This is a genomic window from Spirosoma flavum, assembly GCF_042686045.1.
Lineage (GTDB): Bacteria > Bacteroidota > Bacteroidia > Cytophagales > Spirosomataceae > Spirosoma > Spirosoma flavum.
Genome location: NZ_JBHUOM010000012.1, coordinates 272,012 through 299,004, shown reverse-complemented (window position 1 = coordinate 299,004; position 26,993 = coordinate 272,012). Strand labels below are relative to the sequence as shown.

Sequence of the window (26,993 nt, the reverse complement as noted above, 5' to 3'; positions counted from 1 at the left end):
CCAACGCATCCCGGTTTCGGTCTTTGAAACCGCACCGGCGGCCCGGCTGCTTCACCCACATTGTTGGCTTATGCGTTCAGAAAGGGCTCGTCAGTGGCCATACCCAGGTGATCGATTCGGCGTATATCAAAGCCAATGCGTCCATGAGTCGACTGAAGCCAAAGCCCTCTATCTGGTCGTCTGAGTCTACCCCTAGCTTAGGTAAATTAAGCGCTCCCCGGCTAAGCGCTTCTGTAGATCGACTACAGCACGTCCACCGCATCCATAGGAATATTCTAAAAGCAGCTCCGAACAAATCCGGTCAGCTTCTCAGCAATCGGACTCATTATAGCCCCACAGACCCCGATGCCCGCATTGCGTTCAAAACGGGCAAGCCCCGCCAGTTAGCGTATATGGCCAACGTGAGCGTTGATGCCGCTCAGCATGTGATCACGCATATCCAGGCTGGCTCAGCCGACCGGCGCGATAGTCGCAACCTGCTGCCCATTGTCGACTCGACTCAGGACCGCTTGAAGCGTTTTGGTATAATAATGAGCAACGTAGTAGCTGACGCTGCCGGGCCGCCGGTGCGGCTATAGCTCAGGGGAAAACTATGAACTCCTAGAAAATAGGGGACTAAACGGCTTTATCCCCCCTCACGGCAAGTACAAAGATGAGCGTTCAGGCTTTCGCTATGATGTCAGTACTGATAGTTACAGCTGTAGTCAAGGCAAACAATTGGCCTTTGACAGCCTGGTAGTCGATAAACAGGGTAATCCTAAGAAGCGTTACTTAGCAAAAGCATCCGATTGCAAGGTCTGCCCTATCTGTGAGCAGTGTAAGGGAAAAAAAGCCAAGGAAAAGCGGTTGCATCACACCTATTACAAAGCTCAATACGAACGAATGGTTGAGCGATTATCGAGTCGGTTCGGCAAGCGAATGATGCGGATACGCTCGGCGACAGTCGAGCCGGTTTTAGGTAGCCTGATCAATTACTTTGGGCTACGTCAAATCAACACCAGGGGTCGAGAAGTCGCAGCCAAAGTAATGTATATAGCGGCTATGGCGTATAACTTGAGGAAGTACCTGCGCTTTACGCCCATTGAAAAAGGTGGAATGGTAGTAGCCCTGCCAGTTCCTGATCAGTTTTATTATATACTGATTTACTTTTGCAACAGCCACCATCTATATGTTAAGTACTATATGATGTAAGACAAAAACAAGATCTGTCATACAGAATGTATGACAGATCAACCGTTGCTAAGTAGCCGTAAGAAAGCTCCGTCCGTAAAGGGTAATGGGGTCGGTTCCGCCACAGCGGGGATGGACGCTTTTTCCCAACGGCGAACCGAAGGGGACATGACAACCCGGCCAGCCTGATGAGTCTACGAGCTGCTCAAAGGGCTATCACCGTGGCTTTACCCGGACCACAAGCTTGACGTATACGATTGAAGTCGTATCAAAGTTGACTAGCATACGGTCGATTTCTTCTTGACTACATGTAATCGAAAGCTTTTGTCATCTCATTCAGCAAACTCCTAGTTAAATTGAACACTCGGGGGCATCATCGGTGTATACCAAGTTGAAGAAGACTTGGTTGATCCCCTCAACTCCCATGTATTCAGATGTCTGGCGGAGATGCTGTAGTCAAGAGATGATTGGTAGAAATAACGTTTCCTTTTCAGACTGACACCAGCCATTTAATACGTAGGGTCCGGTAAGAATTTGGCATCAAGACCCATATGGGCGGTGATCGGCCGGCTTACCCCTTGGTTTGTCATACCCTTTTAAGGCGTTTGACGGGATTAGTTTATCCACGCGGGCTGAAAACCCGTTACTTGTCCACCCGCTCCATTGATCCCCTGGCGGATGGCTCCAGCAGCAGGTGCGTAGCGGACGGAGTGGATTGACCCGATGGGGTAAACAATTTCCCTGAAAAAACTTTTTTATAAAAAATGAAACGCGTCTTGTTAACTTCATGGAAGGCCATCGGATCAGCTCCCCCCGCAACCCGACCCGCTGGCGGTCCAAAAACAACAGTTTGATGCCGCTAACGATTTCTTGACCATCTGCGATCGAGTCTCCACGGGTTATGACAGTGGCTATTATTGGGAAGATGTGCAGCGGGCTTTGCGCATTGCGGCAGGCCTGGAGAAATGGCCTGAGGCCTGATTGATACCAGTTACGCTAGCATCTGCTCTTGCCGTTTAAGAATCCGACGAACCGTTTCGCATTTAAACAGCTTGCCATAGCGGGTGCGAAATCCATGTTCATTTAATCGCTCGGCAATCGCTCGTAGGGTCAAGGCATCCCGCTGATAGAGCCGGATTAATTCGCTGGCCTGCCGATTGGCCGGATGCACCCGCGCATTTTCTTTGATGACCACAACGCCCAGCGTTCGATGATCATTGGTGAAGTTCTCGGGTTTACCTAAGATAAAGCCCCGTGCTTTCTTCTGAACTAAAGCGGCCCGGGTCCGCTTGGAGATCTGTTCGGCTTCGTGCTGAGCAAAGCTAGCCATGATGCCAATGGTGAGCGTGTTGGCATCGGGCAGATCACCCGCCACAAAATCCACTTCCGAATCCCGGAGCACCATCACAAAAGAAGCATTGCGGCTGAGCCGGTCGAGCTTGGCAATCAGCAGCCGGGCGCTATGTTGTTTGGCGCTTTGGATGGCGGCTTGCAGCTGGGGCCGCTCTTTCTTTTTTCCTGATTCGATCTCCGTAAATTCCAGCACTAACTCATCATCTTCCCGCAGAAACCGTTGGACCATCTGTCGTTGATCGTCGAGGCCCAGGCCAGAGCGGCCCTGTTTTTGGGTAGAGACGCGGTAGTAAGCGATGTAGCGCATAATGGAGACAAGTTGATATAAGCGGGGGTAAATCGTGGGTAAGATAGGCAATTTCGGTCATCTGCCACAAATCACGAACGCTCGCGTTCAAGACCTGTTATAAACCAATTTTTTTGTACGTTTGACGTGTAGTAAGCTTCCTTTTATAAACGGTCGTGGAGTCCGAAGACGAAAACCAACTCATTCGCCAAGTAGCGTACCCTTGGCTGCAGGCCAACCGGCCAGCGGGTCAGACCCACTAAGCCGATTGGGTGCGGGCCATGGCTGGACTTTATGACGTAACGGGAAGTGCAGACCGGACGAGGAGCATTATTATGGTGGTACTCGATCAGGTCAAGGCGCTAGAAAAATCATCCGAATGGGTAGCGCGTGAACTACGGCTTGAAGCTCTGGCCGAGTTTGTCGAGAGCCGGGCTGACCGGCTACGGCTGGAACAGGCCGCAACCGTCGATGATGAGTCCTTAGATTTATATGTAGACCGCTCAACCCGATTTTCCACCCATGGCTAAACGAGTCCCCTCCATACCGACGGCTATTGATGGCCCTATTTACGTCGCCTATTACCGGCAGGGCGAATCGGGTTTAGGCCTGGAAGCCCAAAAGGGGGCGGTGGTTACTTTCGTCAAAGGAGCGATTGTGGCTGAATTTACCGAGATTGAATCCGGCAAGAATAACCAGCGGGTGGAACTGGCGGCCGCCATTGACCGGGCGAAGCAGGAAAAGGCTATTCTAGTCATTGTGAAGCTGGACCGCTTGAGTCGAAATGCGTCGTTCATTTTTACCCTGCGCGATTCGGGCGTCAACTTTCAATGCGTCGATATGCCAGATGCCAATACCCTCACCATCGGTATTTTTGCCACCCTGGCCCAGCACGAGCGGGAGTTGATCAGTTCGCGCACAAAGGCCGCCTTGCAGGCGAAACTAGCGCAAGGGGCTAAACTAGGCAAGCCCGAGAATTTAACCCTCTGGGCTCGGGCCAAAGGGGCGGCTTCGAACCGACGGTTGGCCATGAATCATCCCGAATCACGCAAAGCGGAAGGACTGGCCAAGGAACTCCGCAACCAGAAAAAGACGTATGCCGAGATTGCCCAAAAGTTAAACGAATTTGGCTTTAAAACGACTCAAGGGTTTGCCTTTCATCCCATGCAAGTTCAGCGATTACTCAAAAGGGTTCTCCGTTTAACGCCCTCCAATGAGCTACTTTAAGTAGCTTGCTGAAGAACTGTTGTTGACAATCGTCAGCGTTCGTTGATCCACCAGGCTGTTCAAATACGTAGCTAAGACCGCTTGAAACAATGGATCAGTCTGGTTCAACAGGATAAACAGGGTCATACTGACGTGTAATTTCATCTGGTCTGGGTTGCCCAGAATTTGATGGGCCGACTTTCCTGCCAGCTGAAGCATGGCGTTCGAAATTTTAATGAGTCGACTTCCCAGCCGTGGGTGCTTCAGAAAATCATCGACTTCCTGGAGGTCTTTGATGGCGTAAAATCGGGCGGTTTCACTAACGCCTAATCCGGCAAGCTGGGGAACGATAGACCACATCCATTGGCTTTGCTTTCGCCCGTTTCTGATTGGACTTGCAATAGTATAGTGGAGATTTTTTAGGCCGCCATTGAGGAAGTGTAAAAATAGGATTCTTGTTGACTAGGCGTGCGGTAATTCAATACTGAATGTTTCCGTCTGCGGTTGTACCGCACGGATTTCCATGGTTCATGCAAGCGCTGGCGTATAGTTTTTATCATATTTCTGTCTGCGGTGAACCACCGAGCAGACACGATGGATTAGTTTGTTACGAACTGCGTTCAGTACTAACATTTTGTTCTTGCCTTCGCCTACTTTCCGTCGATAATAATCACGTAGTTCACCATTCATCTGAATAACCGACATGGCACCCAAGTGGAAAACGGATTTTAAACGTAAACGAGCATGTTGGCTAACGCGTGTTTTGCCACGCACACTACTTCCGGACCGGTACCGCGCGGGCGGCCCCGTCAAATGGAGCAACGCCAGCATGACAGGCCAGTTTTTTAGGATCATTGATCGCTTTAAACTCATCAGTGGCGACCAGTACTTCCGTAGCCGTTACGCTGCCCACACCAGGTACAGAAGTGATCCAGCTAAAGAGTTCTTTGAGCCGACTATCGGCCTGAATGAGCTCATCGATCTGGTTATCAGTTATTTTCAAGTCATCATTGATAGATTTAAGCGATGCCTGACAGTTCTTGATAAGTTGCCTTTGTAGAGTTGAATTAACAAAGTTAGCCTGCTCAGTAAGCGGTTGTAGGAGTTGCTGACGTATGCCTAAAAGGCGTTGACGAAGCGCACTGAAAGCAGCCAGTTTTTGCATCACGGGCCGGGGCGGTTGCCAAAGCTGCATCTGATCTCGAAAGCGAAAAGCATATTCAGCGATGCGCTGGGCGTCGATAGCGTCCGTTTTACCTCGTTGTAAACCGCCTGCTTTCTTGATCTGCAAACTGCTTTCTAACCAAAGGGGGAAAGAAAGCTTGTGCAGGTAGTTCAATAAATGGGCATTGTATATGCCGGTGTGTTCTGCACAGCAAACCGATTCGCTCACTTTGAAGGCTGGTAGTTGCTTAATGAGTTTAAGAGTGGCTTTAATACCGGCTTCGGAGTTCTCTGACTGGCTCTGCAAGAGGATGGTTTTACCATCGAAGACAGCCCAGTCCAGAGTAGCTTTTGATACATCAACACCAATAAAGTAGCGAACGGTCATAGGAAATAGTAGTTTAGAGGGGTCAACAAGTCCTTGCTTCACTGCTCAACCGCCACGGGGCGCCCCGCTTGCTAATGGGGCTGTATCCCCGAATTTCCATTCGAGCCTAAAGCAAGTAAAACAGGGTAGGGCCTGACCGCGACGGCGGACCGTTCCGTGCCTAGAGCTGGTACTCTACGGCCCCCTAGGGTAACCTACCCTGTTCACTTGTTGGCAAGCTATCCCAATTCTTGGTTTCTTACCACAATGCAAACCTAAAGGGCGGCCCCGCAACCCTCGATATACTCGAAGGTAGCCAGCTGGCCCGCTGCCCGCGTGGCAAAATAAATGTGGTTTGCCATTTCGCACTTGAGGGTCTTGAAAAAACTTTCGGCAACCGCATTATCCCAATGGTCCGCCACCGCGGCAGTTTCCTTTGCGACTCATACTTTGCTCAACCGGTAAGTCCTTCAGTTCATCCCTAAATTCAGTACACGCATATTGGATGCCTCGGTCCGAATGAAATACAAGTTGATTATCTATAGCTCTGTTTGTGAGGGCCATACGCCAAGCTGTTACACTCGTGTCCACCGCTTTCATACTATCGCTCATAGCCCAGCCAACCACTTTTCGGTCGGCCAGATCCAAAATCACGGTTAGGTAAAGCCAACCCTGACCAGTGGCGATATAGCGGGGCGGCCCGTGCCGTAATGTCTGAGACCCACTTTTGCCCTGGTTTATCGGCCGTGAACTCCCTATTCAGCACGTTGTTAGCCACGGGGTAATAATGATTTGATTCCGTAGTCTGCACCCGATACTTTTTATACATGATACTGCGAATCCCGACCTTCCGCATGAGTCTGGCAATGCGGTTACGGGAGGCTTTCACCCCCTGCTCGCGGAGCTCATCCGCGATCCGGGGACTGCCGTAACGAGATTGGCTTTTGCCATGCACTCGTCGGATGTGGTTTACAAACTGATTCTGGTTCTGTTGTCTAGCCCCGACGGGGTGCTTGCGCCAATAGTAATAACCACTGCTACTCACTTTGAGCACTTTACACATCTTCTCAACGGGAAATAGCCTGGCATGTTCCTTTATAAATCGGAATATTTCCCACGGTCCGCCGCCTTTAGGTTTGCGTGTCTGTAAAAGTCCTATATTTTCAGATACTACCAGCAGTGCCGGTGAACTTTGTCCGCCGCTAGGTTAACGACCTCAACCGCGAATTAGAACCGGCATTGCTTGGTTGGATGGGAGCCAATTAGAATGGTAGGCGTCAGGGCCTCATAAAGGTATTAGCTAACTCCAATCGCGGTATTTTAACTCCCTTTCCAATCTTAGCTATGGCATTTACTTCTTTCGTGGGCATCGATCGGGGCCGCCCGTGTGGTTTCTAAATTGACGATTGATGCAGCCTTGTACGTTTCAGCGACTGATCCCTCGCTTCATCAGCAGTTTGAGAATCGCCCCTCTGGATTTCGTAAATTGTTAGCCTGGGTGCATCAGCGTAGCGGCCCTACCGGTTTACTATTTTGTCTTGAACATACGGGCATCTATGCCCTTCCCCTGTGTTGCTTTTTGACTCAGCATAAGCTCAGTTATTCTTTGCAATCGGCGCTGCACGTGAAACGGTCAATGGGCATTCAGCGCGCTAAAAATGACAAAGCGGACGCCGTGATGTTGGCCCGGTTTGCCTATCTGTATCGCGACGAGATAAAGCTTTCTCAACTGCCGTCCAAGACGCTGCTCAAAATTCAGCATCTGTTGGCTTACCGCCAACGTTTAATTAAGAATAAAGTAGCTCTAGAAGTAGCGGTCAACGAGTTAGCCAGTTTCGTTGATAAAGAGTTCAGCACCAGCATCATCCGAGATAGCCAAAAACACGTTTCTCAACTGATGGCTAGCGTTCGGTTGGTGGATAAGCAGCTGCAAGCAGTGATTGCTGAAGATCCGGTGGTACAAAAGACTTATCAGCTAGCCACTGCTCCGGCAGCTCGGTTCGGTAACCGGTATTGGCTTACAAACGGCGGCTTATTTACTAGTGTATACGCACTGTTTCAAGAGCTTTGAAAATTGGAGACAGCTAGCCTGTTTTGCCGGCACTGCTCCCTTTGACTACACCTCTGGCAGTAGCGTTCGTGGGCGGACTCGATTGAGCAAAATAGGTGATATGAAGTTGAAGTCTTTATTAAGTAGTGCCGGGCGGCCGGTGCCGAGCAACATCGGCCATTCAATTGCCTAATGAATTTTCGGCTTATTATACCCGGAAACTAGCCGAAGGCAAGCCAAAGCTGGTGGCTCTGAATGGGGTACGTAATAAATTGATCAGCCGTGTGTTCGCGGTTGTGCAAAGAGGAACTCCATACGTCAAAAACCAAGCATACGCCTTACCAACAGCAACTTGTTAAAATTATATGTGGATCACTTGTTTCTACCTTAGAATTCGCGGTCGCCCCTGGAGAAGATGCTGACCGCCTTTTTCTGTACAACTCATTACTAGGTCACTGATAATGAATGCTTTAAAAATAGCTTTTCTAGTTCCTCTTTGGTTAGTTGAAGGGCATGCAATTTCTTGTCCAGGTGCTTTAACTTCATAGCTTTCTGCTTCTCATTACTTAACTCCACTTGGCTCTTTTGATAAGGTTCTGCTTTGATAATCATGTTCCAAATAATAACGGCCAGTTTTCTGGCAGTCGCGATAATAGCAGCCAGCCGACCTTTTTTGAAGGCAATGCGCTTGAAGAATGGTGTCAACTCATGATCCTTCTGGTTGCCAATCGAGTTAGCCGCATGGCGCAGGGCTTTGGCGATTTGATTTTTCCCCGAAGGGGTTCGATTGCTAATGACTTTGCCTCCGCTAATTTTGTTATTGGGCACTAGACCTAACCAGCAGGCAAAACTTTTAGCCGTTGGAAATTTGTGTATATCATGACCTAAGCTGGTCAACAAACATAAAACAGCATTGTAACTAATGCCCGATATGGCAAATAGGTCGGTTTGGAAATACTGGTAGGCCAGATGGGATAAATTAAAGCCAGGGGCATGTTTACCGGCCCGCTTGCGGTTGGTTTTTAGTTGCTTCTTCTCATCCATTGAGACCTCGACCTCAGGCGCATACTTGACCAAAAACGTTTCAATAATCTGGTCGCATTCTTTGATCTTGCGTTCATACAGAAGGTAAAAATCCAGCGAAGCCCGTAATTCAAATAACAGTTCTTCCCGCCACCAGCCTTGCAGGGCATCGGCAATCTCCTGACGGGACTTTTTGACCCGCTGGCTAACCAGTGATACTAAGTGTTCGGGTGCCCGCCGTCCGGCCAGGATGGCCTCAATGACGGCCATACCTGACTGGCCAGTGATGTCATTGAGTACCACATCAAGTCGGATATTCATCAACCGCAACGCCTTCTGCATTTTATTGCTGTAACGCGCTGATTGCTCGACCAAATGCAAGTGATGATAGTAGTAGGTACGCAGCTGCTGGAAGGTATCGCTTAGGAGTAAACTACCCGACAGTAGACCCAGTGAATGTAGCTTCTGAATCCAGATACAGTCGATCACATCGGTTTTACGTCGGCACGGGCCGCCCCGCTTTTACATTTTTTGTCTGACTACCGCCCACTAGCAGCACGTCAAAGCCAGCCTGTTGGAGCGCATTGAATAAAGTCTGCCAATAACTGCCGGTTCTCTCCATGGCGATGGTAGTCACCCCATGCTGGTGCAGATGACTGATAAGATCCTGATGATCTTTGGTGTAAACCCCAAATTCACGGACATTGTCTTTATTCTGGTCAATGGCTACTAGATGAGTGCGGGATCCTACATCAATCCCGGCAGCCTGGGGATTAATAACGTTGAACGATAGCTGGTTCATATCCATAAGAGATTAATGGTTAATGACTTCCAGGGAGCGTATCGGGACTGTAAAATTTTTCTGTACGGGATTCGCCAAAGCGATCACCAATCAATTCACCAAATGCCTTTCGTTAAAAAGGCATGGTACGCTCCAACCCAGATTTTAAGCAGGACTCTAATAAGTACCAGTAAAAGCGGGGGGCTTGGTTCAGAAAGCCTACCAAAAATAGAACTTCTAGCTGGAACGTAAGTTGTTGGGGCTATTCAACAGCGTATGCGCTGTACAACGATTTTAATATATCGCGTTCCATCTGAACTTCTCTAAGTTCCCGTTGCAACCTTCTGATCTGTTACTGTTGGTCAGTAAGTGTAGTATTGGCAGGCAATGTTTGATCGTTTTTTTTGTGCCGTTGCCTCCATTTGCTGATTCGCCCGCCCTGGATCGATGTCCAATTCACGGGCGGCCTCTTGAATTGATCCTTTTGCATACGATAACTCGACGGCCATTTCCTTGAATGCTTCCGGTCCGCCGGTGCGGTCAAACACACGTCGTTTAACCATGGTCAAATTGAAGTTTGTCCCCAAATCTGCCAAAAAAAAGTCTCTAGTCAAATGTAGCAAGTCCAAAGCGGCCAAAGCGGCCAAAGCGGTTCGTACCAATCTGGTGGCGAGTGTAGCGACGAGCTATTTTAACGTTTTACTGCTTGACGCGCAACTGGACGTAGCGAAGCGGAACGTAGCCCTTGGCGATTCCATCGTTCGGCTGATCCGGTTCCAGAAACAGTCGGGTGATGTGACAGAACTGGCAGTTCAACAGGCCGAAGCCCAACGCCAAACCGCCGATCTGTTGCGGTCGCAGCTGGAACAGGCATTGGTCATCGAGCAAAACGGCATCCGGCAGCAGCTGGGCGATTGGGCGGGGGCTATTGCCCGGAGCAGCCGACTCATCACCTATCCTCTCGCCGATACCTTGCTGACGGGAATACCGGCGCAATTGCTGGCTAATCGGCCGAATGGGCGTAATTATGATAGCAACCAAAGCAAATATTATCCGGCTTTGGTTTGGTGCTGATACACCAATTAGAGATTATCAAATAAAAATAAATTTAGCTTTGTGGGAGACCTGTGAGAAGATAAGCAAAACATTTATTCCTCCTTCAGGTGCTAAAGAACCTGGCTCATACCGGAACAGGGACAAGCTAGTCTTTGCCGGTATGGTTCAACAAGCATTGCTGGTCCCTACTGATTAAATGTTCTTGTCGACTTAAAGATTATATTAAATTACCTCAATCTGGTTATGCAGGTGGTACAGAATGTTCAAAATTGAGCTGGATTTTCAATTTGAATCGGACGATTTTGATTGATTTTAAATATGAACTAATATGCTTTCTGCCAAATCATTATGGGTTCAATTAAATATGTAATCTAGGATTTCATTGGGCGAATTCATTATTGACCCGTCCGGAAATCATCCGATAGTGCAAGCACCATTGAATGATTTCCGGACGGGTCACATCAAACTCCACCAGTCCGTACGCCATTCCGAAGGAAGCCAGGACCATCAGGCTCGGCACAAACAAGAGCGATTACTGAAGTTGTTGCCAGTACTGACTAAATCGGGTGGGCATATAGAACGCGTAAGGGTTCTAAGTCAAACTGGCCTACGCTTGAATAGTTATTTATCTCTTACTGCCACCCACCACCCAACGCCCGATATAAATCCGTAATTGATAAAAACTGAGCCTGCTTGGTATTGATGAGGGCTAACTCGGCTTCCAGCACGCTACGTTGGGCGGTGATGACTTCCAGATAGGACGCATAGCCACCGGCAAACAGATCGTTCGATGTCGTGACGGCCTTTTCCAGCACATCCACCTCCTGCGCCTGTAAATCAGCTACACTCCGGTAATTCTCCACTCCTCTCAAATTAGTGGTTACCTCGCTGAAACCCGTTAGAATGGTCTGCTGATACCGATACAGAGATTCCCGGCTCTGCGCCACCGATTGTTGATAGTTAGCTTTCAGAAACCGACGGTTCAGGACAGGAGCCGATAAGCCACCCAGCAAACCAGCGGCAATCGATGCTGGATTAAACAGAACAGCCGTGCGGAATGCGTTCAAGCCCACATAGGCAGTTAAATTCAGGCTGGGCAGGAATTCGGCTCTCGCTACGTCTATGTTCACATTGGCCGCCTGGAGTTCGAGTTCAGCCTGCTGAATGTCAGGTCGGCGAACCAGCATTTGAGTGGGAATACCCGTCAGGACCTGTCCCGGCAGTTCGCGATCCTGTAGGGAACTGCCCCGAACAATCGGTTGGGGATAGCGACCCAGCAGCCGGTTCAGTTGATTCTCATTCTCAATAATTTGCTGGCGAACCTGGCCCTGTCGACTTCGGGTATTCAGAAGTTGGGCCGTGAACTGCTGAACGGCCAGTTCGGTTACCCGGCCCGCTTCTTTCTGGATACGAACTAGCTCAAGCGCGTTCTGTTGATAGGTGATGTTTTTCTGGATGATTTCTCCTTCGCCATCCAGCGCCAGCAAACGGTAATAATATTGGGCAACTTCAGCAACCAAGGCCGTAATGACCGCATGACGGCCTTTCTCTGACGCCAGAAATCGTAGGTAAGCCGATTTTCGGCGGTTACGAAGTTTACCCCAGAGGTCAATTTCCCACGTGCTACGTGCCCCCAGGAAGTAGTCTGGTGTGGGGTTCGGAATCACCTGATTACCCCGAACATTATCCGACAGATTGGTATCGAAATTCCCCACGCCATTTAGCGTGTTCTTACCATATCGATCTACCCCCGCCGACGCTACTACGTTTACCTGCGGAGCCAGAAAGCCACGGCTATACTCGAAAGCGGCCCGCGCGGCCTCAATGCGCTGGGTGGCGATCCGTAAATCCAGGTTGCCCCCCAGGGCGGTATCGATCAGCTGCACCAGATGAGAATCCGCAAAAAAGGTTCGCCAGTTCTGACTGGCGATGCCCAGTGTATCAGCCCGACCGGTAAAGGAAACGGGCATCGGGCGAGCCAATGGCTGAAGCAGGGGTTTTGGCAACTGACAACTACTAAGCAGGCTAATGCCCAGGAAAAAATAGTAGCTGGTTCGAATTGACTTATTTATGAATGACGGAACCATTGACGTGCGTTTGGGTGGATAAATTAACCGACCTAATGTCGGCCTTCTGTACCGGATGGTCGCTCGGATCATCGTCGGTTGGCGAGTTGGAACCAAACCGTTCGGCGAGTTTGGCAAAGAAGACGTACAGGCCGGGCACAATGATCAGACCGAACAACGTACCAGTGAACATACCCCCAGCCGCTGCCGTACCGATGGACCGGTTGCCCAGAGCACCAGCCCCCGAGGCCATACAAAGCGGTATCAGCCCCGCGATGAAGGCGAAAGAGGTCATCAGGATCGGGCGTAGCCTTGAGACAGCCCCCTCGATAGCCGCGTCCAGAATAGACACCCCTTCACGCTGCCGCTGGCTGGCAAATTCGACAATCAGAATCGCATTCTTGGCCAGCAAGCCGATCAGCATGACCAGGGCCACCTGCGCATAAATGTTGTTCTGTAACCCCATCAGTTGCAGGAAGAAAAAGGAGCCGAATATACCGGTGGGCAGCGATAATAGAACCGCCAGGGGTAAAAACACGCTTTCATACTGCGCCATCAGGAGGATATACACGAACACTAAACAGATCGCAAAAATGTACAGCGCCTGACTGCCCGACGCAACCTCCTCCCGCGACATACCCGACCATTCGTAGGCGTATCCTTTGGGCAATTCTTTAGCCGCTACTTCCTGAACGGCCCGGATCGCGTCACCGCTGCTATAGCCCGAAGTGGCATCGCCATTGATCATGGCCGAAGTATACATGTTGTAGCGGGTAATCTGCTCGGGTCCATAAACGCGCTCCAGACTGACGAAGTTGGCATAGGGGACCATTTCGCCCTGATCGTTCTTGACACGCATGTTCAGGACATCTTCGGGTTTGGTTCGGTAACTGGGAGCGGCCTGCACCATCACTTTGTACATTTGCCCGAACCGAATGAAGTTGGAGGCATAATAACTGCCCATCATCGTTTGGAGCGTACTCATGGCGTTATCGATGGATACCCCTTTCTGGGACGCTTTTTCCTGATCGACGTGCAGCAGATACTGGGGGAAGCTGGGATCGAAGCTGGTAAACGCATCACTGATTTCAGGACGTTTCTTTAAAGCTGCGATAAATTTCTGCGCTACGTTGGCCGTTTGCGTCAGATCATCACTGCGACCTCGATCCAGCATTCGGATTTCAAAACCACTCGAATTACCAAAACCTGGTACCGTTGGCGGTGGGAAAAATTGAATCGTGGCGTCGGTAATGTTTTTGGTTTTTTCTTCCAGGGTCGCAATTAACTCCCGCATCGATATGTTTCGATCGTCCCAGTGCTTGAGGTTAATCATGCCCATGCCGTAGGAGGCTCCGGCGCCGTCGGTCATCAGGCTGAATCCAGCCAGTGTCGATACGTTTTCGACTGATTCCTGCTGGGAGGCAATCGCTTCGATGGCGTCCAGCACTTTCTCCGTTCGATCGACGGTGGCGCCAACAGGTGTCGTTACGTTAACGTAAATCATGCCCTGGTCTTCCGTTGGGATGAATCCCCCAGGCAAGATCGTACTAATGCCCCATGTAGCCAGTATGAACAGCAATAACACGCCCCACGTAATGGCGCTACGGTTCGCTACCCGACGTAGTAAGCCCTGATACTTGCTCGCCAGCGACTCATAACTTTCATTAAAACGGGTGAAGAAACGCCCTACGAATCCTTGCTTTTTCCCGTGTACAGGACGGAGTAAAATGGCACATAGTGCGGGGGTGAGCGTCAGTGCGTTTACGCCGGAAATGACAATAGCAATGGCCAGCGTGAGGGAGAATTGTCGGTAGAAAATGCCCACCGGGCCCGTCATGAAAGCCACCGGTATAAACACGGCTGACATCACCAGCGTGATGCCCACAATGGCTCCGGCAATCTCGCCCATCGCTGCGAACGTAGCAGCACGGGGCGTTAAAGGACTTCCCCCGGTTACGGACTCTTCCATTTTGGCGTGTACCGCTTCGACCACCACAATGGCGTTATCGACGACGATACCAATGGCCAGCACCAGCGCAAAGAGCGTCAGCAAATTGATGGAGAAACCGATCGAGCTCATAAAGGCGAATGTCCCAATCAGGGCCACGGGCACCGCCAGTGCACAAATCAGCGTGGAACGCCAGTCCTGCAAAAACAGAAAGACAATGATGAATACCAGCACGAAAGCTTCAATCAACGTACGAACTACCTCATGAATGGACGCGTCCAGAAAGCGCGATACGTCGTAGGCATAATTGTACGTCATGCCCGAGGGAAACGAGCTTTCTTTCAGCTCGGCCATCCGTGTTTTGACGTTGGCAATCACGTCGCTGGCGTTGGAGCCGGGCCTCTGTTTGAGCATGATAGCCGCTGAAGGCCGCCCGTCGTTTTTGGATAATACCCCGTAATCCAGCGAGCCGAATTCTACCTCGGCTATGTCTTTCAGACGTAGCAGTGAGCCATCTGCATTAGTGCGGAGAATTAGGTTTTCATACTGGGCCGGTTCGAAAAACTTACCGGTATAACGGAGTACGTATTGCAGGGTCTGAGGAGCGCGGTCGGCACTTTCACCTGCTTTTCCCGGTGCGGCTTCTACATTCTGCTTGCGAATACCGGCAATCACTTCGTCGGGCGATATGTCGTAAGCTGTCATCCGATCGGGCTTAAGCCACACCCGCATGGAATAATCGCGATTACCCATGATGGCGGCAAAACCTACCCCGTCAATTCGCTTTAGTTCGGCCAGTACGTTGATATCGGCAAAATTGTAAATGAACTTCTCGTCAACCTTGGGATCATCGCTCACAATATTGAGGTAAAGCAGCATACTGTTCACCTCTTTTTCTGTCACGACCCCGGCCTTAATTACTTCTTCGGGTAATTCGTCCATGACGGTCGTCACGCGGTTTTGTACATTGACGGCTGCCAGATCGGGGTCAGTACCGACTTTGAAGAAAACCGTGATGAGTGTGGAGCCGTCATTACCCGAAATGGAGGTCATATAGGTCATGTTAGGCACCCCATTGATGGCTCGTTCGAGCGGGGTTGCTACGGCTTTGACGCACACATCGGCGCTGGCTCCGGTGTATTTGGTCGTTACGGTCACCGAAGGGGGCACAATATCGGGGAATTGCGTAACGGGCAGACCCGTCAGGGCCAACACTCCCAACAGCACAATAAGTACTGAGATGGCCGTGGAGAGTAAGGGCCTTTTTACGAACGTATTGAACATGAATTAGTTAGTTTCAGGATTAGTGGAGGATATGACAGCTCCAAATGACTAAATTCATTACCGGGCCGACGCATACAACGCCTGTAATCTTTTGGCTGGCAATGGCTTGGGTACGATACTCATGCCGTCTTTGAGGCTCTGAATGCCCTCGTAGACAATACGGTCCCCCGGTTTAAGCCCGGATTGAACGATGTAGAACTGGTCGACCCGGCTACTGGGGATAAAATTTCGGCTGCTGACCTTATTCTGAGCATCAACGACGAACACGAAGTCTTTGTCCTGTACCTCGAAGACGGCTCTCTGCGGCACCAGTACAGCATCATCTACATCGGTAGAGAGTCGAACTTTACCGGTAGCTCCGTGCCGGAGTAATCGTTTCGGATTGGGAAATGTAGCCCGGAAAGCAATCGTGCCGGAGTTGCCTTCAAATACGGTTTCAGTGGTTTCAATTTTGCCTTTGTACGGGTAAGGCGAATCATCGGCCAGTAGCAGATCGACTTCACGAACGGTTGTTTTATCCGGGTCTAGCCGTTTTTTGATGAAAGACAGGTATTCTTTCTCGGATACGTTAAAATAGGCATACATCTGCCGAAGATCAGAGATGGATGTGAGCAGCGCTCCTTCTTCAATCAGGCTACCGCGTTTGAATGGTATTCGGTTGATAACGCCATCGAAGGGTGCTCGAATACTGGTCAATGATACGTGGAATCGGGCCTTGGCTAGGGTGGCTTTGGCTCCATTTATACCTGCCCGAGCAGTTTCCATTTTCGATTTGGCAAGTTTTAGCTCAGAAGGCGATATAACGTTTTTATCCACCAGCAACTTTACCCGGCCCATTTCAACCTCCGCAGATACTTCCTGTGCGATCGCGCTCTCCAGATTGGACTGCGCCCGATCTACTTCTACCTGAAACTCAGTCGGGTTAAGTTGAAAAAGCAGTTGCCCTTTATGAACAGGTTTCCCTTCATCAACCAGTATTTTATCTAGAAAACCAGCGACTCTGGCACGCACCTCCACGTTCTGTACGGCTTCGAGATTACTGGCGTAATCGTGGTCAAGTGTTGCATCCTGCTTCGTCAATTCAATAACCGGAAGTGTCGGTGCGGAGACTTCCGGCTTTTTTTCGCTTCTCGCCGAGCAGGCGGTCAACAAGGCACTGATGAGCAGGGCTACTATACCTGAATAAGATTGCATAAAGAGATGGGGTCTGAACAATGAATAAGTAGCTTTAGGCAACAGTCCGGCAAGCAGACTACTACGGTAGCAACCCCCGCAAATACGTTCGACGAAGTAAATACCAGCTTAGAAAATTCTTAGAATTTGCTTAGAATTAGGGAACCAGAACTGATATGTCTTGTGAAAACACAAAAAAATCTCCATCGCGTATAAGTTGATGGAAATAAAAAACCGCTACCTGAGATCAATACTCAGGTAGCGGTTCGAATTGGAATGTTCAATTATAAAAAAGGAATGGGTTTATTGATTGTCTGCTTCCGGGGCGGCAATCTTGGCTAAGTCCTTATTTTCAGGAAACAATAATAAACCCTTTCTCAGCCATTCGTTTCGGGCGTTTTCATCTTTAGTGACGAGTTCATTGTACGAAATCAGGTATTTGAACGCCAGCACCAGATCTTTTTTATAGCGCTTGCGTTCTTCCTCTTTATCCGCTGTCATGCTGATGAACTGCTCAAAGTAGGGTTTTGCTTTTCCATTACGGACGGACTCTTCGGGCATGTAAGCGTAATAGTTCGACTTTGCCCGGTATAGCACCGTTGGTGCATAGTCTGGCGATGTTTTTTGAGCTAAGGCCAGGGCGGAGTCGGCCATGGCAAAGCGAGTTGTATCACGCACTAATTTCCCGAGGCTATCGCGCTGAAAACCAAGTGTGTAGTTGCTCATGCCGTATCGGAACAAGTCCTGCACATCGGCATTGAATCCGTGTTTAGCGGCTGAGTCGAGCGCGGCAACGGCTTCCGGGTGTTTCTTTGCCCGGTAATAATATTTGGCGATCTCGCTGTACAGATTCTCGGTCGTATCGAAGGGAGCCGCTTTGGCAAGGTAGGTTACCCCAATCGAATCATTGATTGCTTTCAGTGAATCGTTACCGGGATTTTCGATACCCATGTAAGCATTGCCGAGGTATTTGTAATCGTCGGACATGACCTTTGTCGGCGCTTTTTCCAGGAACGCTGTAAGGTTCTGGATGGCTTTCTGCGGCTGTTTTAGGGACGAATAAGACCATCCTTCAATCCGATATACGATTGGGTTTTGCGCTAGTACGGTGCGGTTGCTGTCAATCAGGTTAACGGCCCGCTGATAATCTTTTGCCAGAAAATGAAACTGAGCCTGACGAAGCAGAGTCTCCTGCCGCTTGTCCTTTGATACATTCACATACTGGTCGATATAACTGGCGGCCTCTTTGTAGCGGTTCACCAGAAAGTATAATTCAGCCAGCTGGTTATAGGCCGGGGCGTAGTTTTGATTGCCGTCGATAGCTTTCTTATAATTCTCCACGGCCAGATTCAGGTTACGACCCTGCCAGTAAATATCACCGATCCGTTGGTAGACCCTCGATGGATTCATGCCCAACTCGATAGCACTTTCGTAGCGCGTTACAGCGGTACCGGCATCTTTATTGAGGTAATATGCATCGCCAAGTGCCAGTTGAATAGTGGCGCTTTTCTTATCCCGTTCGGTCGCTCGGTTCAGATAGTCGATGGCTTTAGTCGCATTGACGACTTTCGGATAAATGGGCTTTATTGACCCGTTGCCAGGGCTAAGATAACCGGTATAAGCTTCTCCGATCCGGAAAAGAATCTCCGCGTTTTTGCCTTTACTCTTATCGACAACCTCCGCTAGTTTCGGTTCGGCAGTAGCCATATCATTTTTAACGAGATACGTAATGGCCGCTCCTGTCTGATTAAGGGGAATACGCTTTTCATCCAGCGGAATTCCTTTCTCAAACCAGATCCGGGCCGAATCGGGCTGACCGGCTCGCAAATACCCATACCCAGCATCGAAGTATGTTTGTAATGATGGATTCTGCTGTACGTTGCGACCTAAGATCATCTTAGCTTCATCAAAACGGCCAAGATTCATCAGGGTATTTGCATCGGGCGTTGGGGTTTGCGCTAAAGTCGTGCTTATCAGCCCCGAGAGAAAGAATAGTGTTAGTTGCGTGTTCATGCTGTGCTTAGGTTTAGTGGTTTCAACATGACGTATCGAATCGTCTGTAGAAGCATACCAAAACTACCTTGCAGACCTAAGAACGGGCTTAACGTTGGCTTAGAATTTGCTTAGAAAGAACAAATAGGGTGTCGTTGAAAACGGGATTGTGTAAAGCGAACCGTACCCGAACAAGTTGCTTGAGGTAGCTTTTTACCCGCTAAAAGAACCAGAAACTGTTCCGCAAACGAAATCCAACAGAGCCCAGGTAGGCATCTTTCGTAAAAACGGACGCCCGGTAGATACCCGGCTTAACGTCGGTTTCCGGACTGAGGCTAAAGAAAATGCGCTGAGGGTTTCGGGTAAAATTCACGGCCTGGGTAGCATGAACCGGAATCCCCTCGCTTACGTCAGGCAACGTAATGGTAACGGTGTGGCGAGCGGGCATCATCGGTTTCTGCTGCTCATCGGTTAGACTCAGGTACACCTCCTGCATGCCTTCTAATTTAGGCATACCCGGTACGTTAAGCGAAACGGTCAATGTAGTTGCCTTCTTGGCTTTAGCCGTGACCTTCTTGTTCGGCTTACTAATCTCAACCAGAAACGCGTCGCCAGTAAAAGCTGAGCGCGGTGCCCTTGTCAATATCCGGGATTCCAGTGCAGCCTGCTTTTGCTGAAGTTCATGTTGCTGCTTACTCAATTGCTCGTTCGACAAGCTTTGCCGTTTGATTTTGTCGTGCATAGCCACCATCTGATTCTCTAAGCTATCACGGATAATTGATAACCGCTTTGTCTGTTGATTTAAACCCTTGATGGTGTGCGTCTGCCTGGTGTTATTCTGATGTAAATTACTCACGAGCCGGTCTCGTTGATTTAACAGATCATTAACATTGCGGAAGCGTTTGTTCAGATAACCCTTATCATCGGTGGCGGTTTTAAGTTGACTTTTCAGATCAACAATATCACCTTCAAGCTGAAGTTTGACTGACAATAACGAATCGGCCCGTTGCTCAGCCTGATCATACCGGTTGGTCAACTGTCGATCGTTGTTCCAGTAAAGACCTCCAGCCAAGCCCAATCCAATCAGGGTAGCCAGCACCCAGACCAGGGTTGTGGGTTTACGATCAGTTGTTTCCATAAAGTTATTGGTTTGTTAGCTCATTTTGATTGATGCAAAGGTGATTCCTGATGGTTATAAAGGAATTAAAGAAAACTTAGAATTTGCTTAGACTTTAGTATGAACTTAATTATCTGCCAAACCGCTGCGTTATCTATACGAATCCGCTAAATTCTCTTGCATGGCCAAACGATTTTCCAGATATGCGCAGGTATTAGCCTGGCTAGATCAACACGTTATTAAACGGCTATATACCGAGCGCGTCCGCCGGGTAATTCTCCAGAGTTTACCATTCTGGGTGGCATCGCTGCTGACCGGGCTTGTCGCTGTGGGCTACGAAGAGTTGTTTGTGTGGGCAGAGAAACTTAGTTTTACCTGGATTCAAACGCATCCCTATTTAACGTTTATTACCACACCCATAGCCTTTGTGGTGGCTTGGTTGCTGGTTGCCAAATTGGCTCCTGCGGCTCGGGGGAGTGGCATCCCGCAGGTAATGGCGGGTATAGAACTGTCAAATCCAACTACGCACGGACGTATTGCTTATTTGCTAAGTATTCGGGTAGCTATAGTCAAAGTGTTGAGTAGCGTAATTTTGTTGCTGGGCGGAGGGGTTATTGGTCGGGAAGGGCCAACTATCCAGATTTCGGCGGCTATTTTTCGGGCTATTAATCGACTGCAACCGGCGGGGTGGCCGCAATTATCCCGGCAGATTGCGCTCGTTACAGGCGGTGCGGCTGGTCTGGCGGCAGCCTTCAATACACCGCTGGGGGGCATTGTCTTTGTCGTTGAAGAGCTTACCCAGACGCATATCACCCGTTTCCGAACGGCTGTATTTACCGCGGTTATCATTGCGGGGATGACAGCACAGGCCATTCAGGGGCCTTATTTATATCTGGGTTTCCCCAAAGTTACACCGTCGACAGGTTGGTTTCTGGGTATTGTTGTGCTGGTCGCCATGATTAGCGGTTTAACGGGTGCTCTGTTTGCCAAGTCATTATTATGGCTTAATGCCTATCGTCAGCGATTTACCACCTTGCCAGAAAAAGCGGCCTGGGTAGTTGCCTGCGGCCTGGTATTAGCCGGACTCGCTTTTTGGGTAGGTACCGAGGCTGTCGGCACCGGAAAGCCAATCATCAACCGGCTGTTGTTTCAAAATGATCATTCAACGCCCTGGTATCTCTTTCCTGTACGGTTTGCAGGGATGGCGCTCAGCTATAGCGGGGGGGCGGCCGGTGGTATTTTCGCTACGTCGTTGAGTGCTGGGGCTATTCTGGGGGATGGTCTTTGCCGACTGGTACACGTTGCTCCCAGCGATACGAACTTAGTCATTCTGGTGAGTATGGTTAGTTTTCTGACAGGTGTCGTCCGGTCACCATTTACCGCGGCCATTCTGGTACTTGAGATGACAGATCGGCATTCCGCTATTTTTCAACTACTGCTGGGCGGTCTGATGGCCCAGGGAGCAGCCTCACTGGTTGATCCGGTTTCCTTCTATGATCATCTGAAAGCCGGATTTATCCGCGAAACCATGGCGCAACCCGTTGTCAATGAGCTAAATGAGAATGAAAAAATAGTAGAAGCCGACTGATTGTCAAACTAATTCAGGTAGAAGCTTAACTCGCTTTATCTGTTGGGTATAGCCGCCGAATGAGCCGCTCCATCGTTAAGCCCTGACCGATCACGGAAAATAAAACCACGGCATAGGTAATCGTTACCAGCAGATCTTTATGCGGCAATGCATTGGGAATCGAGAGTGCCATAGCAATGGAAAGCCCTCCGCGTAAACCGCCCCAGGTTAGCATTAGGGGTGCTTTGTCGTCGAGGTCGAGCCAGCGACGGGCCAGTCGAAATGGGAGCCAGATGGAGATGAACCGCGCCAGCAAAACCACCATAATCATGACGCCACAGATGAGCCAATAGCTCGTCTGGAAGTCGATGAGCAGTAATTCGAGGCCTATCAACACAAACAGCAGTGCGTTCAGAATACTGTCGAGTAACTCCCAAAACTTATCAATGTACTCTTCAGTCTGGCGGCTCATGGCTTCTTCTCGGGCGTGATCGCCCACAAAAAGGCCTGCCACCACCATGGCCAGCGGGCCGGAAATGTGTAACTTCTGAGCCAGCAGGTAACCGCCCATAACGCCTGCTAAGGTGATAATTACTTCGGTTTGGTAGTGATTAATGGAGCGAAGGAGCCAGAACATACCGTAGCCTATAGCCAAACCAAACAGGATTCCACCGCCCGCTTCTTCCAAAAATAAGAGCCCAATATCACCCGCACTGATGCTATCACTTCCGTTGACAACGATGCGATAAATAGAGGCAAACACAACGACACCTACGCCGTCGTTAAAAAGTGATTCGCCTACAATATTCAGTTTTACCGATTCCGGCAACTTGAATTTGGCCAGAATTCCCAATACGGCAATGGGATCAGTAGGTGAAATTAAGGCCCCGAACAGCAAACAAAGTGGATACGACAAGGCAAATCCAAGCCAACCGGCTATAAAGTAAAGTCCTGATCCAACTAGGGCGGTGCTTAGTAGCACGCCAACCAATGCAAACAGCATTACAGACCGCTGTTCGATTCGCAATTGGGCCGCATCGGTATGAAGGGCTCCGGCAAATAGTAGAAAACTGAGCATTACATCAAACAAAACGCGCCCAAAATCAATCTCTGTCACCGTTTGTCGAATCACCGTAAACCAGGCGGGATGAATAGCGTTTAAGCCCAGCAGCAAAACCGAAAAGCCAAGCGAGAGCACCATAATGCCAATGGCATCGGGTAATTTGAGCCAGCGTGTATTGAGATAGGCGAAAAGAGCCGAAATAACAATGAGGAGGGTTATGAGAGTAAATAGATCCATCGAAGAGAAGAATTACACAAGATTGCACTAAATTTCATTTGAAAAAACGTATCGTTATCAATACGTCCGTAATTTCCTGACCTGCCATGATCGTTAATGACCCTAACCTGCCTCCTGCCAAACGCCCTGATGTAGTGGCTCGCTTCGGTGGATTTCTGCGTGAGCGATTCAGTCTGGAGGAAGATAAAGAAGAAGAAGCCGCCATTATTCAATCCATTAGCCGGGGTATTGAGTTCCGGGGAATTAATCTGTGGACCCTTATTTTTGCCATTTTTATTGCGTCCATTGGCCTAAATGTCAACTCAACCGCCGTTATCATTGGTGCCATGCTGATTTCTCCGCTAATGGGCCCGATTATGGGCATTGGACTGGGCATCGGGATTAACGATCTAGCCATGATTCAGCAGGCGCTGAAGAATCTAAGTATCGCCGTTTTTATTAGTTTGCTCACGTCTACTATTTACTTTTTAATTAGTCCGCTCCATATTGCTCAATCTGAACTTCTGGCTCGCACATCGCCCACGGTCTGGGATGCTTTCATTGCTTTTTTTGGTGGTCTGGCAGGCATTGTGGCCGGTTCGCGTCGGGATAAAATTACCAATGTGGTTCCGGGCGTGGCCATTGCAACGGCGCTTATGCCGCCTATTTGTACGGCAGGCTATGGACTGGCATCGGGTAATCTGTATTACTTTGCCGGGGCCTTTTATCTGTTTCTTATCAATAGCGTTTGCATTAGTTTATCTACCTTTTTAATTGTCCGGTTTTTGGGTTACCATCAGAAAGAATACCCGACTCCTGATGTAGAGCGTCGGGTGCGGAACACGATCTGGGTCGCAGTACTAATTGTGGTGGTGCCCAGCAGCTACCTTGGGTATCAGATTGTTCGCAAAACCATCTTCGAGCAGAATGCAAAACGGTTTGTTACGAACGAATGTAATTTTGAGTATCGTCAATTGGTTAGTTATACGGCCCGCTACAATCGGCATCAAAGTTCATTGGAGCTTACGCTTGTGGGAGAACCTTTTTCGAAGGATTCCATTAACCTGCTGCGCGCCAAAATGCCGCCTTACGGACTGGCTGATGCGCAACTCATTGTTAAACAGGGCAGCTTTAAGGATACCGAGATCGATGTAGATGCACTCAAAAACACGGTTACCGACCAGGTTATTAAATACAGCCAGTCGTCCATTTCCCGAAAAGATCACATCATTGATTCCCTGCGTCGGTACATTGATCTAACTCAATCTACGCATTTATCGGTAGCCGATCTGCGAAATGAGCTTAAGACGCTTATGCCCGACGTGCAAACCTTTACGGCGGCCCAGTCGCTGGTGATGAGTCGAAACAGTAATCGACCCGATACGGTCATGCTGGTGTATGCTAAGTTTTCCCGAAGGCATACGGCTTCCGAACGTCAACGAATTGAAAAGTGGCTTCAGAGCCGAACCAAAAGCAAGCGAATCAAGCTACTAGTGGAATAAAGATGGGATATCGACTACCCAGGCAATGAGTACGGTCAACAGCACTAAGGCACTAATCAACAACAGTAGCCAGTCGGGTTTGCGAGGCTTTTCGTCGTAGACGTATTTCGGTTTAGCTCGTTTCGTTGTCGGACTAACCGATCCTGGCGGAAAGAACGGAGTATAGGATTGTGTTTGGCTTTTAGCGATCATCGTATCGTTTTATTTACGTAGCATGGCAGGTTTCCTGATGGCCAAAGGTGCCATTCACGACTTAAGATTCGCTGATAAACTCCTTAGAATCTGCTTAGAAAAAAAAGGGAATTACCGAGGAAAGTCGATGCTAAATACCGTCGGCTTGCCTGGTGTCGAGGTAACGCTAATCTGTCCTTGATGTAGGCGAATGATTCGCTCCACGAGCGATAAGCCGACACCATAGCCACGGACATCGGCGGTCTGGCGGCTGCGATAGAAGGGTTCGAAAATGTATGGCAGATCGGCCATTGGGATGGACTGTCCCGTATTCTGAATGCTAATAGTCACTTTGTTAAGGGCGAAATTAACGTGAATCAGTGCCTGCCCATCATCAGAAAATTTGCAGGCATTTTCCGTTAGGTTTTTTAGCGCCGTGGCCAGTAAGGTTTTATTCCCCTGAACGGCAAGTTGATCAGGTTCATCAGGCAACGTGCCGAGCTCTATTTTTACCTGATAACGGGAATTGATGGCCGTCACTTCATCGCGGATATCCCAGACGATTTCGTCCATCCGCACGGTATCGGTTAACAAGCCAACGGCATCCTCCTGATTGACTTGAGATAGTTGTAGTAATTCGTGCGTGAGGGCCGCCAGATCCCCGACATCATCCAGTACGGAACGAATCGTTTGCCGGTAAGCCTCCGGTTCACGCTGCTTCAATAAGCTGACTTCCAATTGCGAGCTAATCTGCGTAAGTGGATTTTTTAACTCATGTGATACGTTGGCCACAAACATCCGCTGCAACCGAAAGGACTCCGCAACCCGGTCCAGCAATCGGTTAATGGTGGCCGACAACCGACTGATTTCGTCATTCTCTTTACGCACAACGAGTCGCTCATCCCGGTTCCGCGGAAATATATCACTGACAATCTGGTCAATCTGCTGCATGGGTTGCAGGGCATCTCCCGCAAAAAACCAGCCCGAGAAAGCGGTCATGCCTGCAATCAGACAAAATAAACCCGTTAGTGCCCATAAGAGTCGCCGTAGAAATTCATCGCCATAGCTATTTTCAGCACTAGCGATCACCACATACTGACCCGAAGCCGTCATGAATCGGGTGCCCGACAGATAGTACCCATGCTGCTGAAAATCCTTTTGTTTATTCCGCCTAATATCCACCAACACGGATTTCGGTATCGTTATCGGTATATTTTCGTTGGTAAGAAAAATGATTGAATCGCGGCCATCGAATACCATGATTTTCTGATTGGGTAACTGATCTTTCCGGATTCGTCCCAATTGCTGAATCAGTTGAGCATCCAGTCGGTGGCGGATGAGCATATCACCCGTTGTATTGGCTTTTCGGTCGAGTCGTCGGTAAAAATCGGAGGAAATGAAATACCAACAGAAGGCATAAATACTCACAAACGCCAGCAACAATATGCTGGATACCAAGCTAGTAAAGCGTAAAGTGAGTCGTTTGCGAATTGTCATTCTTCCCGTAGCATATATCCCATGCCGAAGTGAGTATGAATCAGCTTTTTTGGGAAGTCTCGATCAATCTTTTTGCGTAGGTAGTTAATATAAACCTCCACGACGTTGGTGCCTGTATCGAAGTTCAGGTCCCAGACATGTTCGGCAATAGATGGTTTTGACAGCACGCGCCCCTGATTGCGCATCAGAAATTCCAGTAGGGCAAACTCGCGGGCCGTTAGCTCAATCGGTAGCCCGTCACGGGTCACGTTTTTGGCATCCAGATTCATTTCGATCCCACCATACCGCAGGGTTTGGGCAGTCATAGACACCTGTGTGCCGCGTTTGGTCAGTGCGCGTACCCTCGCCAGCAGTTCGGCAAACTGAAACGGCTTGGTCAGGTATTGATCGGCACCGGCATCGAAGCCCATAATTTTATCATCTGATTCGCCCAATGCGGTCAGCATCAGAATGGGCGTGGTTAGGCCCTCAGCCCGTAACTGCCGACAGAGTTCATACCCATTCAAGCCTGGCAAAATCAAGTCGGTAATAATGGCGGCATAGTTATTTTTCAGGGCCAGTCGTTTGGCAATCAGCCCGTCGTAGGCGATGTCAACTTCGAACTGACTTTCTTCCAGTCCCTGCTGGATTGCCTGTAACGTTTTGGGTTCGTCTTCAACGACTAAGAGTTTCATACTCTGGTAAAGCTAAGGGTATTTTAGTAGGTAACAAGTGCTTGTATTATGTGAAAAACGTATTGGATTTACCGATAATTATCGTGCCTAACGAGCTTATTGTTTTCCAGCTCTAAGTAAATTCTAATTTCTTGTTAAGCTCGTCCTTATCAATCCCCGGTACATTTCCCGAATTAAGCGTTGCATAGGCACTTTTCATGGCCTTGACCCCTAGGCCCGCGTTCTCACTGGTAGGGCCGGGTCAACGGTCATGAAAAAGTGAGCCCT

Annotated in this window: 30 protein-coding genes; 11 read left to right on the top strand and 19 right to left on the bottom strand. The window is 49.3% G+C overall.

Translation table 11 applies throughout. The annotated features are described in order from the left end of the window. Positions 1 to 23 precede the first annotated feature (23 nt). The 3 genes from ACFS25_RS16100 (at position 24) to ACFS25_RS16090 (ending at position 1,359) form a co-directional block, all read left to right on the top strand. Positions 24 to 578 (top strand): hypothetical protein, encoded by a 555-nt coding sequence (locus ACFS25_RS16100; RefSeq protein WP_381503109.1) that lies wholly within the window; start codon positions 24 to 26, stop codon positions 576 to 578. Between the two features lie 139 nt (positions 579 to 717). After that, the gene (locus ACFS25_RS16095; RefSeq protein WP_381502979.1) at positions 718 to 1,191 is read left to right on the top strand and encodes a transposase; all 474 of its coding nucleotides are present in this window, start codon (positions 718 to 720) and stop codon (positions 1,189 to 1,191) included. 30 nt (positions 1,192 to 1,221) lie between these two features. Then, positions 1,222 to 1,359, top strand: a complete 138-nt coding sequence (locus ACFS25_RS16090; RefSeq protein WP_381502976.1) for a hypothetical protein — start codon at positions 1,222 to 1,224, stop codon at positions 1,357 to 1,359. A gap of 802 nt (positions 1,360 to 2,161) precedes the next feature. On the opposite strand, the gene ACFS25_RS16085 is transcribed toward ACFS25_RS16090, so the two are convergent. Beyond that, on the bottom strand, positions 2,162 to 2,830 hold the full coding sequence (locus tag ACFS25_RS16085; RefSeq protein ID WP_381502973.1) for a recombinase family protein: 669 nt from the start codon (positions 2,828 to 2,830) through the stop codon (positions 2,162 to 2,164). A 260-nt stretch (positions 2,831 to 3,090) separates the two neighbouring features. Between ACFS25_RS16085 and ACFS25_RS16080 the strand changes: the two genes are divergently transcribed. Both ACFS25_RS16080 and ACFS25_RS16075 read left to right on the top strand, forming a co-directional pair. Next, the gene (locus ACFS25_RS16080; RefSeq protein WP_381502971.1) at positions 3,091 to 3,339 is read left to right on the top strand and encodes a hypothetical protein; all 249 of its coding nucleotides are present in this window, start codon (positions 3,091 to 3,093) and stop codon (positions 3,337 to 3,339) included. Continuing rightward, entirely contained in the window at positions 3,332 to 4,036 is a 705-nt protein-coding gene (locus tag ACFS25_RS16075; protein WP_381502968.1) for a recombinase family protein, read from the top strand. Before ACFS25_RS16080 ends, ACFS25_RS16075 begins: the two co-directional genes overlap by 8 nt. On the opposite strand, the gene ACFS25_RS16070 is transcribed toward ACFS25_RS16075, so the two are convergent. The 6 genes from ACFS25_RS16070 to ACFS25_RS16045 form a co-directional block, all read right to left on the bottom strand. Next, positions 4,028 to 4,417, bottom strand: coding sequence for a DUF1810 domain-containing protein (locus tag ACFS25_RS16070; RefSeq protein WP_381503103.1), 390 nt, complete (start codon positions 4,415 to 4,417; stop codon positions 4,028 to 4,030). The genes ACFS25_RS16075 and ACFS25_RS16070 overlap by 9 nt on opposite strands. 126 nt (positions 4,418 to 4,543) lie before the next feature. Next, positions 4,544 to 4,846 (bottom strand): transposase, encoded by a 303-nt coding sequence (locus tag ACFS25_RS16065; protein WP_381502965.1) that lies wholly within the window; start codon positions 4,844 to 4,846, stop codon positions 4,544 to 4,546. Then, positions 4,791 to 5,567, bottom strand: coding sequence for an IS110 family transposase (locus ACFS25_RS16060; protein ID WP_381502963.1), 777 nt, complete (start codon positions 5,565 to 5,567; stop codon positions 4,791 to 4,793). Before ACFS25_RS16060 ends, ACFS25_RS16065 begins: the two co-directional genes overlap by 56 nt. Before the next feature lie 254 nt (positions 5,568 to 5,821). Continuing rightward, positions 5,822 to 5,968, bottom strand: coding sequence for an IS3 family transposase (locus tag ACFS25_RS16055; RefSeq protein WP_381502960.1), 147 nt, complete (start codon positions 5,966 to 5,968; stop codon positions 5,822 to 5,824). Beyond that, entirely contained in the window at positions 5,949 to 6,173 is a 225-nt protein-coding gene (locus ACFS25_RS16050) for a DDE-type integrase/transposase/recombinase (RefSeq protein ID WP_381503101.1), read from the bottom strand. The genes ACFS25_RS16055 and ACFS25_RS16050 overlap by 20 nt, the downstream gene beginning before the upstream one ends. Further along, the gene (locus tag ACFS25_RS16045; protein ID WP_381502957.1) at positions 6,148 to 6,609 is read right to left on the bottom strand and encodes an IS3 family transposase; all 462 of its coding nucleotides are present in this window, start codon (positions 6,607 to 6,609) and stop codon (positions 6,148 to 6,150) included. The genes ACFS25_RS16050 and ACFS25_RS16045 overlap by 26 nt, the downstream gene beginning before the upstream one ends. A 324-nt stretch (positions 6,610 to 6,933) precedes the next feature. Between ACFS25_RS16045 and ACFS25_RS16040 the strand changes: the two genes are divergently transcribed. Beyond that, a complete protein-coding gene (locus ACFS25_RS16040; RefSeq protein WP_381502953.1) occupies positions 6,934 to 7,617 on the top strand; it encodes an IS110 family transposase in 684 nt (227 codons plus the stop codon). Beyond that, positions 7,589 to 7,789 carry a transposase gene (locus tag ACFS25_RS16035; protein ID WP_381502951.1) on the top strand — a complete coding sequence of 67 codons (201 nt, stop codon included), beginning with the start codon at positions 7,589 to 7,591 and terminating at the stop codon, positions 7,787 to 7,789. Before ACFS25_RS16040 ends, ACFS25_RS16035 begins: the two co-directional genes overlap by 29 nt. Before the next feature lie 254 nt (positions 7,790 to 8,043). Here ACFS25_RS16035 and ACFS25_RS16030 read toward each other — a convergent pair whose 3' ends face one another. The 3 genes from ACFS25_RS16030 to ACFS25_RS16020 form a co-directional block, all read right to left on the bottom strand. Then, positions 8,044 to 9,108 (bottom strand): transposase, encoded by a 1,065-nt coding sequence (locus tag ACFS25_RS16030; protein WP_381502948.1) that lies wholly within the window; start codon positions 9,106 to 9,108, stop codon positions 8,044 to 8,046. 7 nt (positions 9,109 to 9,115) lie between these two features. Then, complete coding sequence (locus ACFS25_RS16025) at positions 9,116 to 9,427, bottom strand: IS110 family transposase (RefSeq protein ID WP_381502945.1); 312 nt, start codon at positions 9,425 to 9,427, stop codon at positions 9,116 to 9,118. 335 nt (positions 9,428 to 9,762) lie between these two features. Continuing rightward, positions 9,763 to 9,963: a hypothetical protein gene (locus tag ACFS25_RS16020; protein ID WP_381502943.1), complete on the bottom strand. Its 201-nt coding sequence runs from the start codon at positions 9,961 to 9,963 to the stop codon at positions 9,763 to 9,765. Between ACFS25_RS16020 and ACFS25_RS16015 the strand changes: the two genes are divergently transcribed. Further along, complete coding sequence (locus tag ACFS25_RS16015; protein ID WP_381502939.1) at positions 9,962 to 10,474, top strand: TolC family protein; 513 nt, start codon at positions 9,962 to 9,964, stop codon at positions 10,472 to 10,474. The two genes, ACFS25_RS16020 and ACFS25_RS16015, sit on opposite strands and share 2 nt — an antisense overlap. After that, entirely contained in the window at positions 10,428 to 10,652 is a 225-nt protein-coding gene (locus tag ACFS25_RS16010; RefSeq protein WP_381502936.1) for a hypothetical protein, read from the top strand. Before ACFS25_RS16015 ends, ACFS25_RS16010 begins: the two co-directional genes overlap by 47 nt. Before the next feature lie 436 nt (positions 10,653 to 11,088). Here ACFS25_RS16010 and ACFS25_RS16005 read toward each other — a convergent pair whose 3' ends face one another. The 5 genes from ACFS25_RS16005 to ACFS25_RS15985 form a co-directional block, all read right to left on the bottom strand. Then, on the bottom strand, positions 11,089 to 12,543 hold the full coding sequence (locus tag ACFS25_RS16005) for a TolC family protein (RefSeq protein ID WP_381502933.1): 1,455 nt from the start codon (positions 12,541 to 12,543) through the stop codon (positions 11,089 to 11,091). Beyond that, positions 12,521 to 15,754 (bottom strand): efflux RND transporter permease subunit, encoded by a 3,234-nt coding sequence (locus ACFS25_RS16000; RefSeq protein WP_381502930.1) that lies wholly within the window; start codon positions 15,752 to 15,754, stop codon positions 12,521 to 12,523. The genes ACFS25_RS16005 and ACFS25_RS16000 overlap by 23 nt, the downstream gene beginning before the upstream one ends. A 57-nt stretch (positions 15,755 to 15,811) precedes the next feature. After that, positions 15,812 to 16,948, bottom strand: a complete 1,137-nt coding sequence (locus ACFS25_RS15995) for an efflux RND transporter periplasmic adaptor subunit (protein WP_381502927.1) — start codon at positions 16,946 to 16,948, stop codon at positions 15,812 to 15,814. A 282-nt stretch (positions 16,949 to 17,230) separates the two neighbouring features. Then, complete coding sequence (locus tag ACFS25_RS15990) at positions 17,231 to 18,940, bottom strand: tetratricopeptide repeat protein (protein WP_381502924.1); 1,710 nt, start codon at positions 18,938 to 18,940, stop codon at positions 17,231 to 17,233. A 199-nt stretch (positions 18,941 to 19,139) separates the two neighbouring features. Further along, on the bottom strand, positions 19,140 to 20,057 hold the full coding sequence (locus ACFS25_RS15985) for a hypothetical protein (protein ID WP_381502921.1): 918 nt from the start codon (positions 20,055 to 20,057) through the stop codon (positions 19,140 to 19,142). 160 nt (positions 20,058 to 20,217) lie between these two features. Between ACFS25_RS15985 and ACFS25_RS15980 the strand changes: the two genes are divergently transcribed. Further along, positions 20,218 to 21,624 (top strand): chloride channel protein, encoded by a 1,407-nt coding sequence (locus ACFS25_RS15980; RefSeq protein ID WP_381502918.1) that lies wholly within the window; start codon positions 20,218 to 20,220, stop codon positions 21,622 to 21,624. 25 nt (positions 21,625 to 21,649) lie between these two features. Here ACFS25_RS15980 and ACFS25_RS15975 read toward each other — a convergent pair whose 3' ends face one another. Further along, positions 21,650 to 22,903 (bottom strand): cation:proton antiporter, encoded by a 1,254-nt coding sequence (locus tag ACFS25_RS15975; RefSeq protein ID WP_381502915.1) that lies wholly within the window; start codon positions 22,901 to 22,903, stop codon positions 21,650 to 21,652. Positions 22,904 to 22,989: 86 nt separating this feature from the next. Between ACFS25_RS15975 and ACFS25_RS15970 the strand changes: the two genes are divergently transcribed. Then, positions 22,990 to 24,384, top strand: coding sequence for a TIGR00341 family protein (locus ACFS25_RS15970; protein WP_381502911.1), 1,395 nt, complete (start codon positions 22,990 to 22,992; stop codon positions 24,382 to 24,384). Here the strand turns inward: ACFS25_RS15970 and ACFS25_RS15965 are convergent. The 3 genes from ACFS25_RS15965 to ACFS25_RS15955 all read right to left on the bottom strand — a co-directional run bounded on the left by ACFS25_RS15965 (position 24,373) and on the right by ACFS25_RS15955 (position 26,726). Beyond that, a complete protein-coding gene (locus tag ACFS25_RS15965) occupies positions 24,373 to 24,576 on the bottom strand; it encodes a hypothetical protein (protein WP_381502908.1) in 204 nt (67 codons plus the stop codon). The two genes, ACFS25_RS15970 and ACFS25_RS15965, sit on opposite strands and share 12 nt — an antisense overlap. 111 nt (positions 24,577 to 24,687) lie before the next feature. Then, positions 24,688 to 26,052: a sensor histidine kinase gene (locus tag ACFS25_RS15960; protein WP_381502905.1), complete on the bottom strand. Its 1,365-nt coding sequence runs from the start codon at positions 26,050 to 26,052 to the stop codon at positions 24,688 to 24,690. Further along, positions 26,049 to 26,726, bottom strand: a complete 678-nt coding sequence (locus tag ACFS25_RS15955) for a response regulator transcription factor (RefSeq protein WP_381502902.1) — start codon at positions 26,724 to 26,726, stop codon at positions 26,049 to 26,051. The genes ACFS25_RS15960 and ACFS25_RS15955 overlap by 4 nt, the downstream gene beginning before the upstream one ends. Between the last annotated feature and the right edge of the window lie 267 nt (positions 26,727 to 26,993).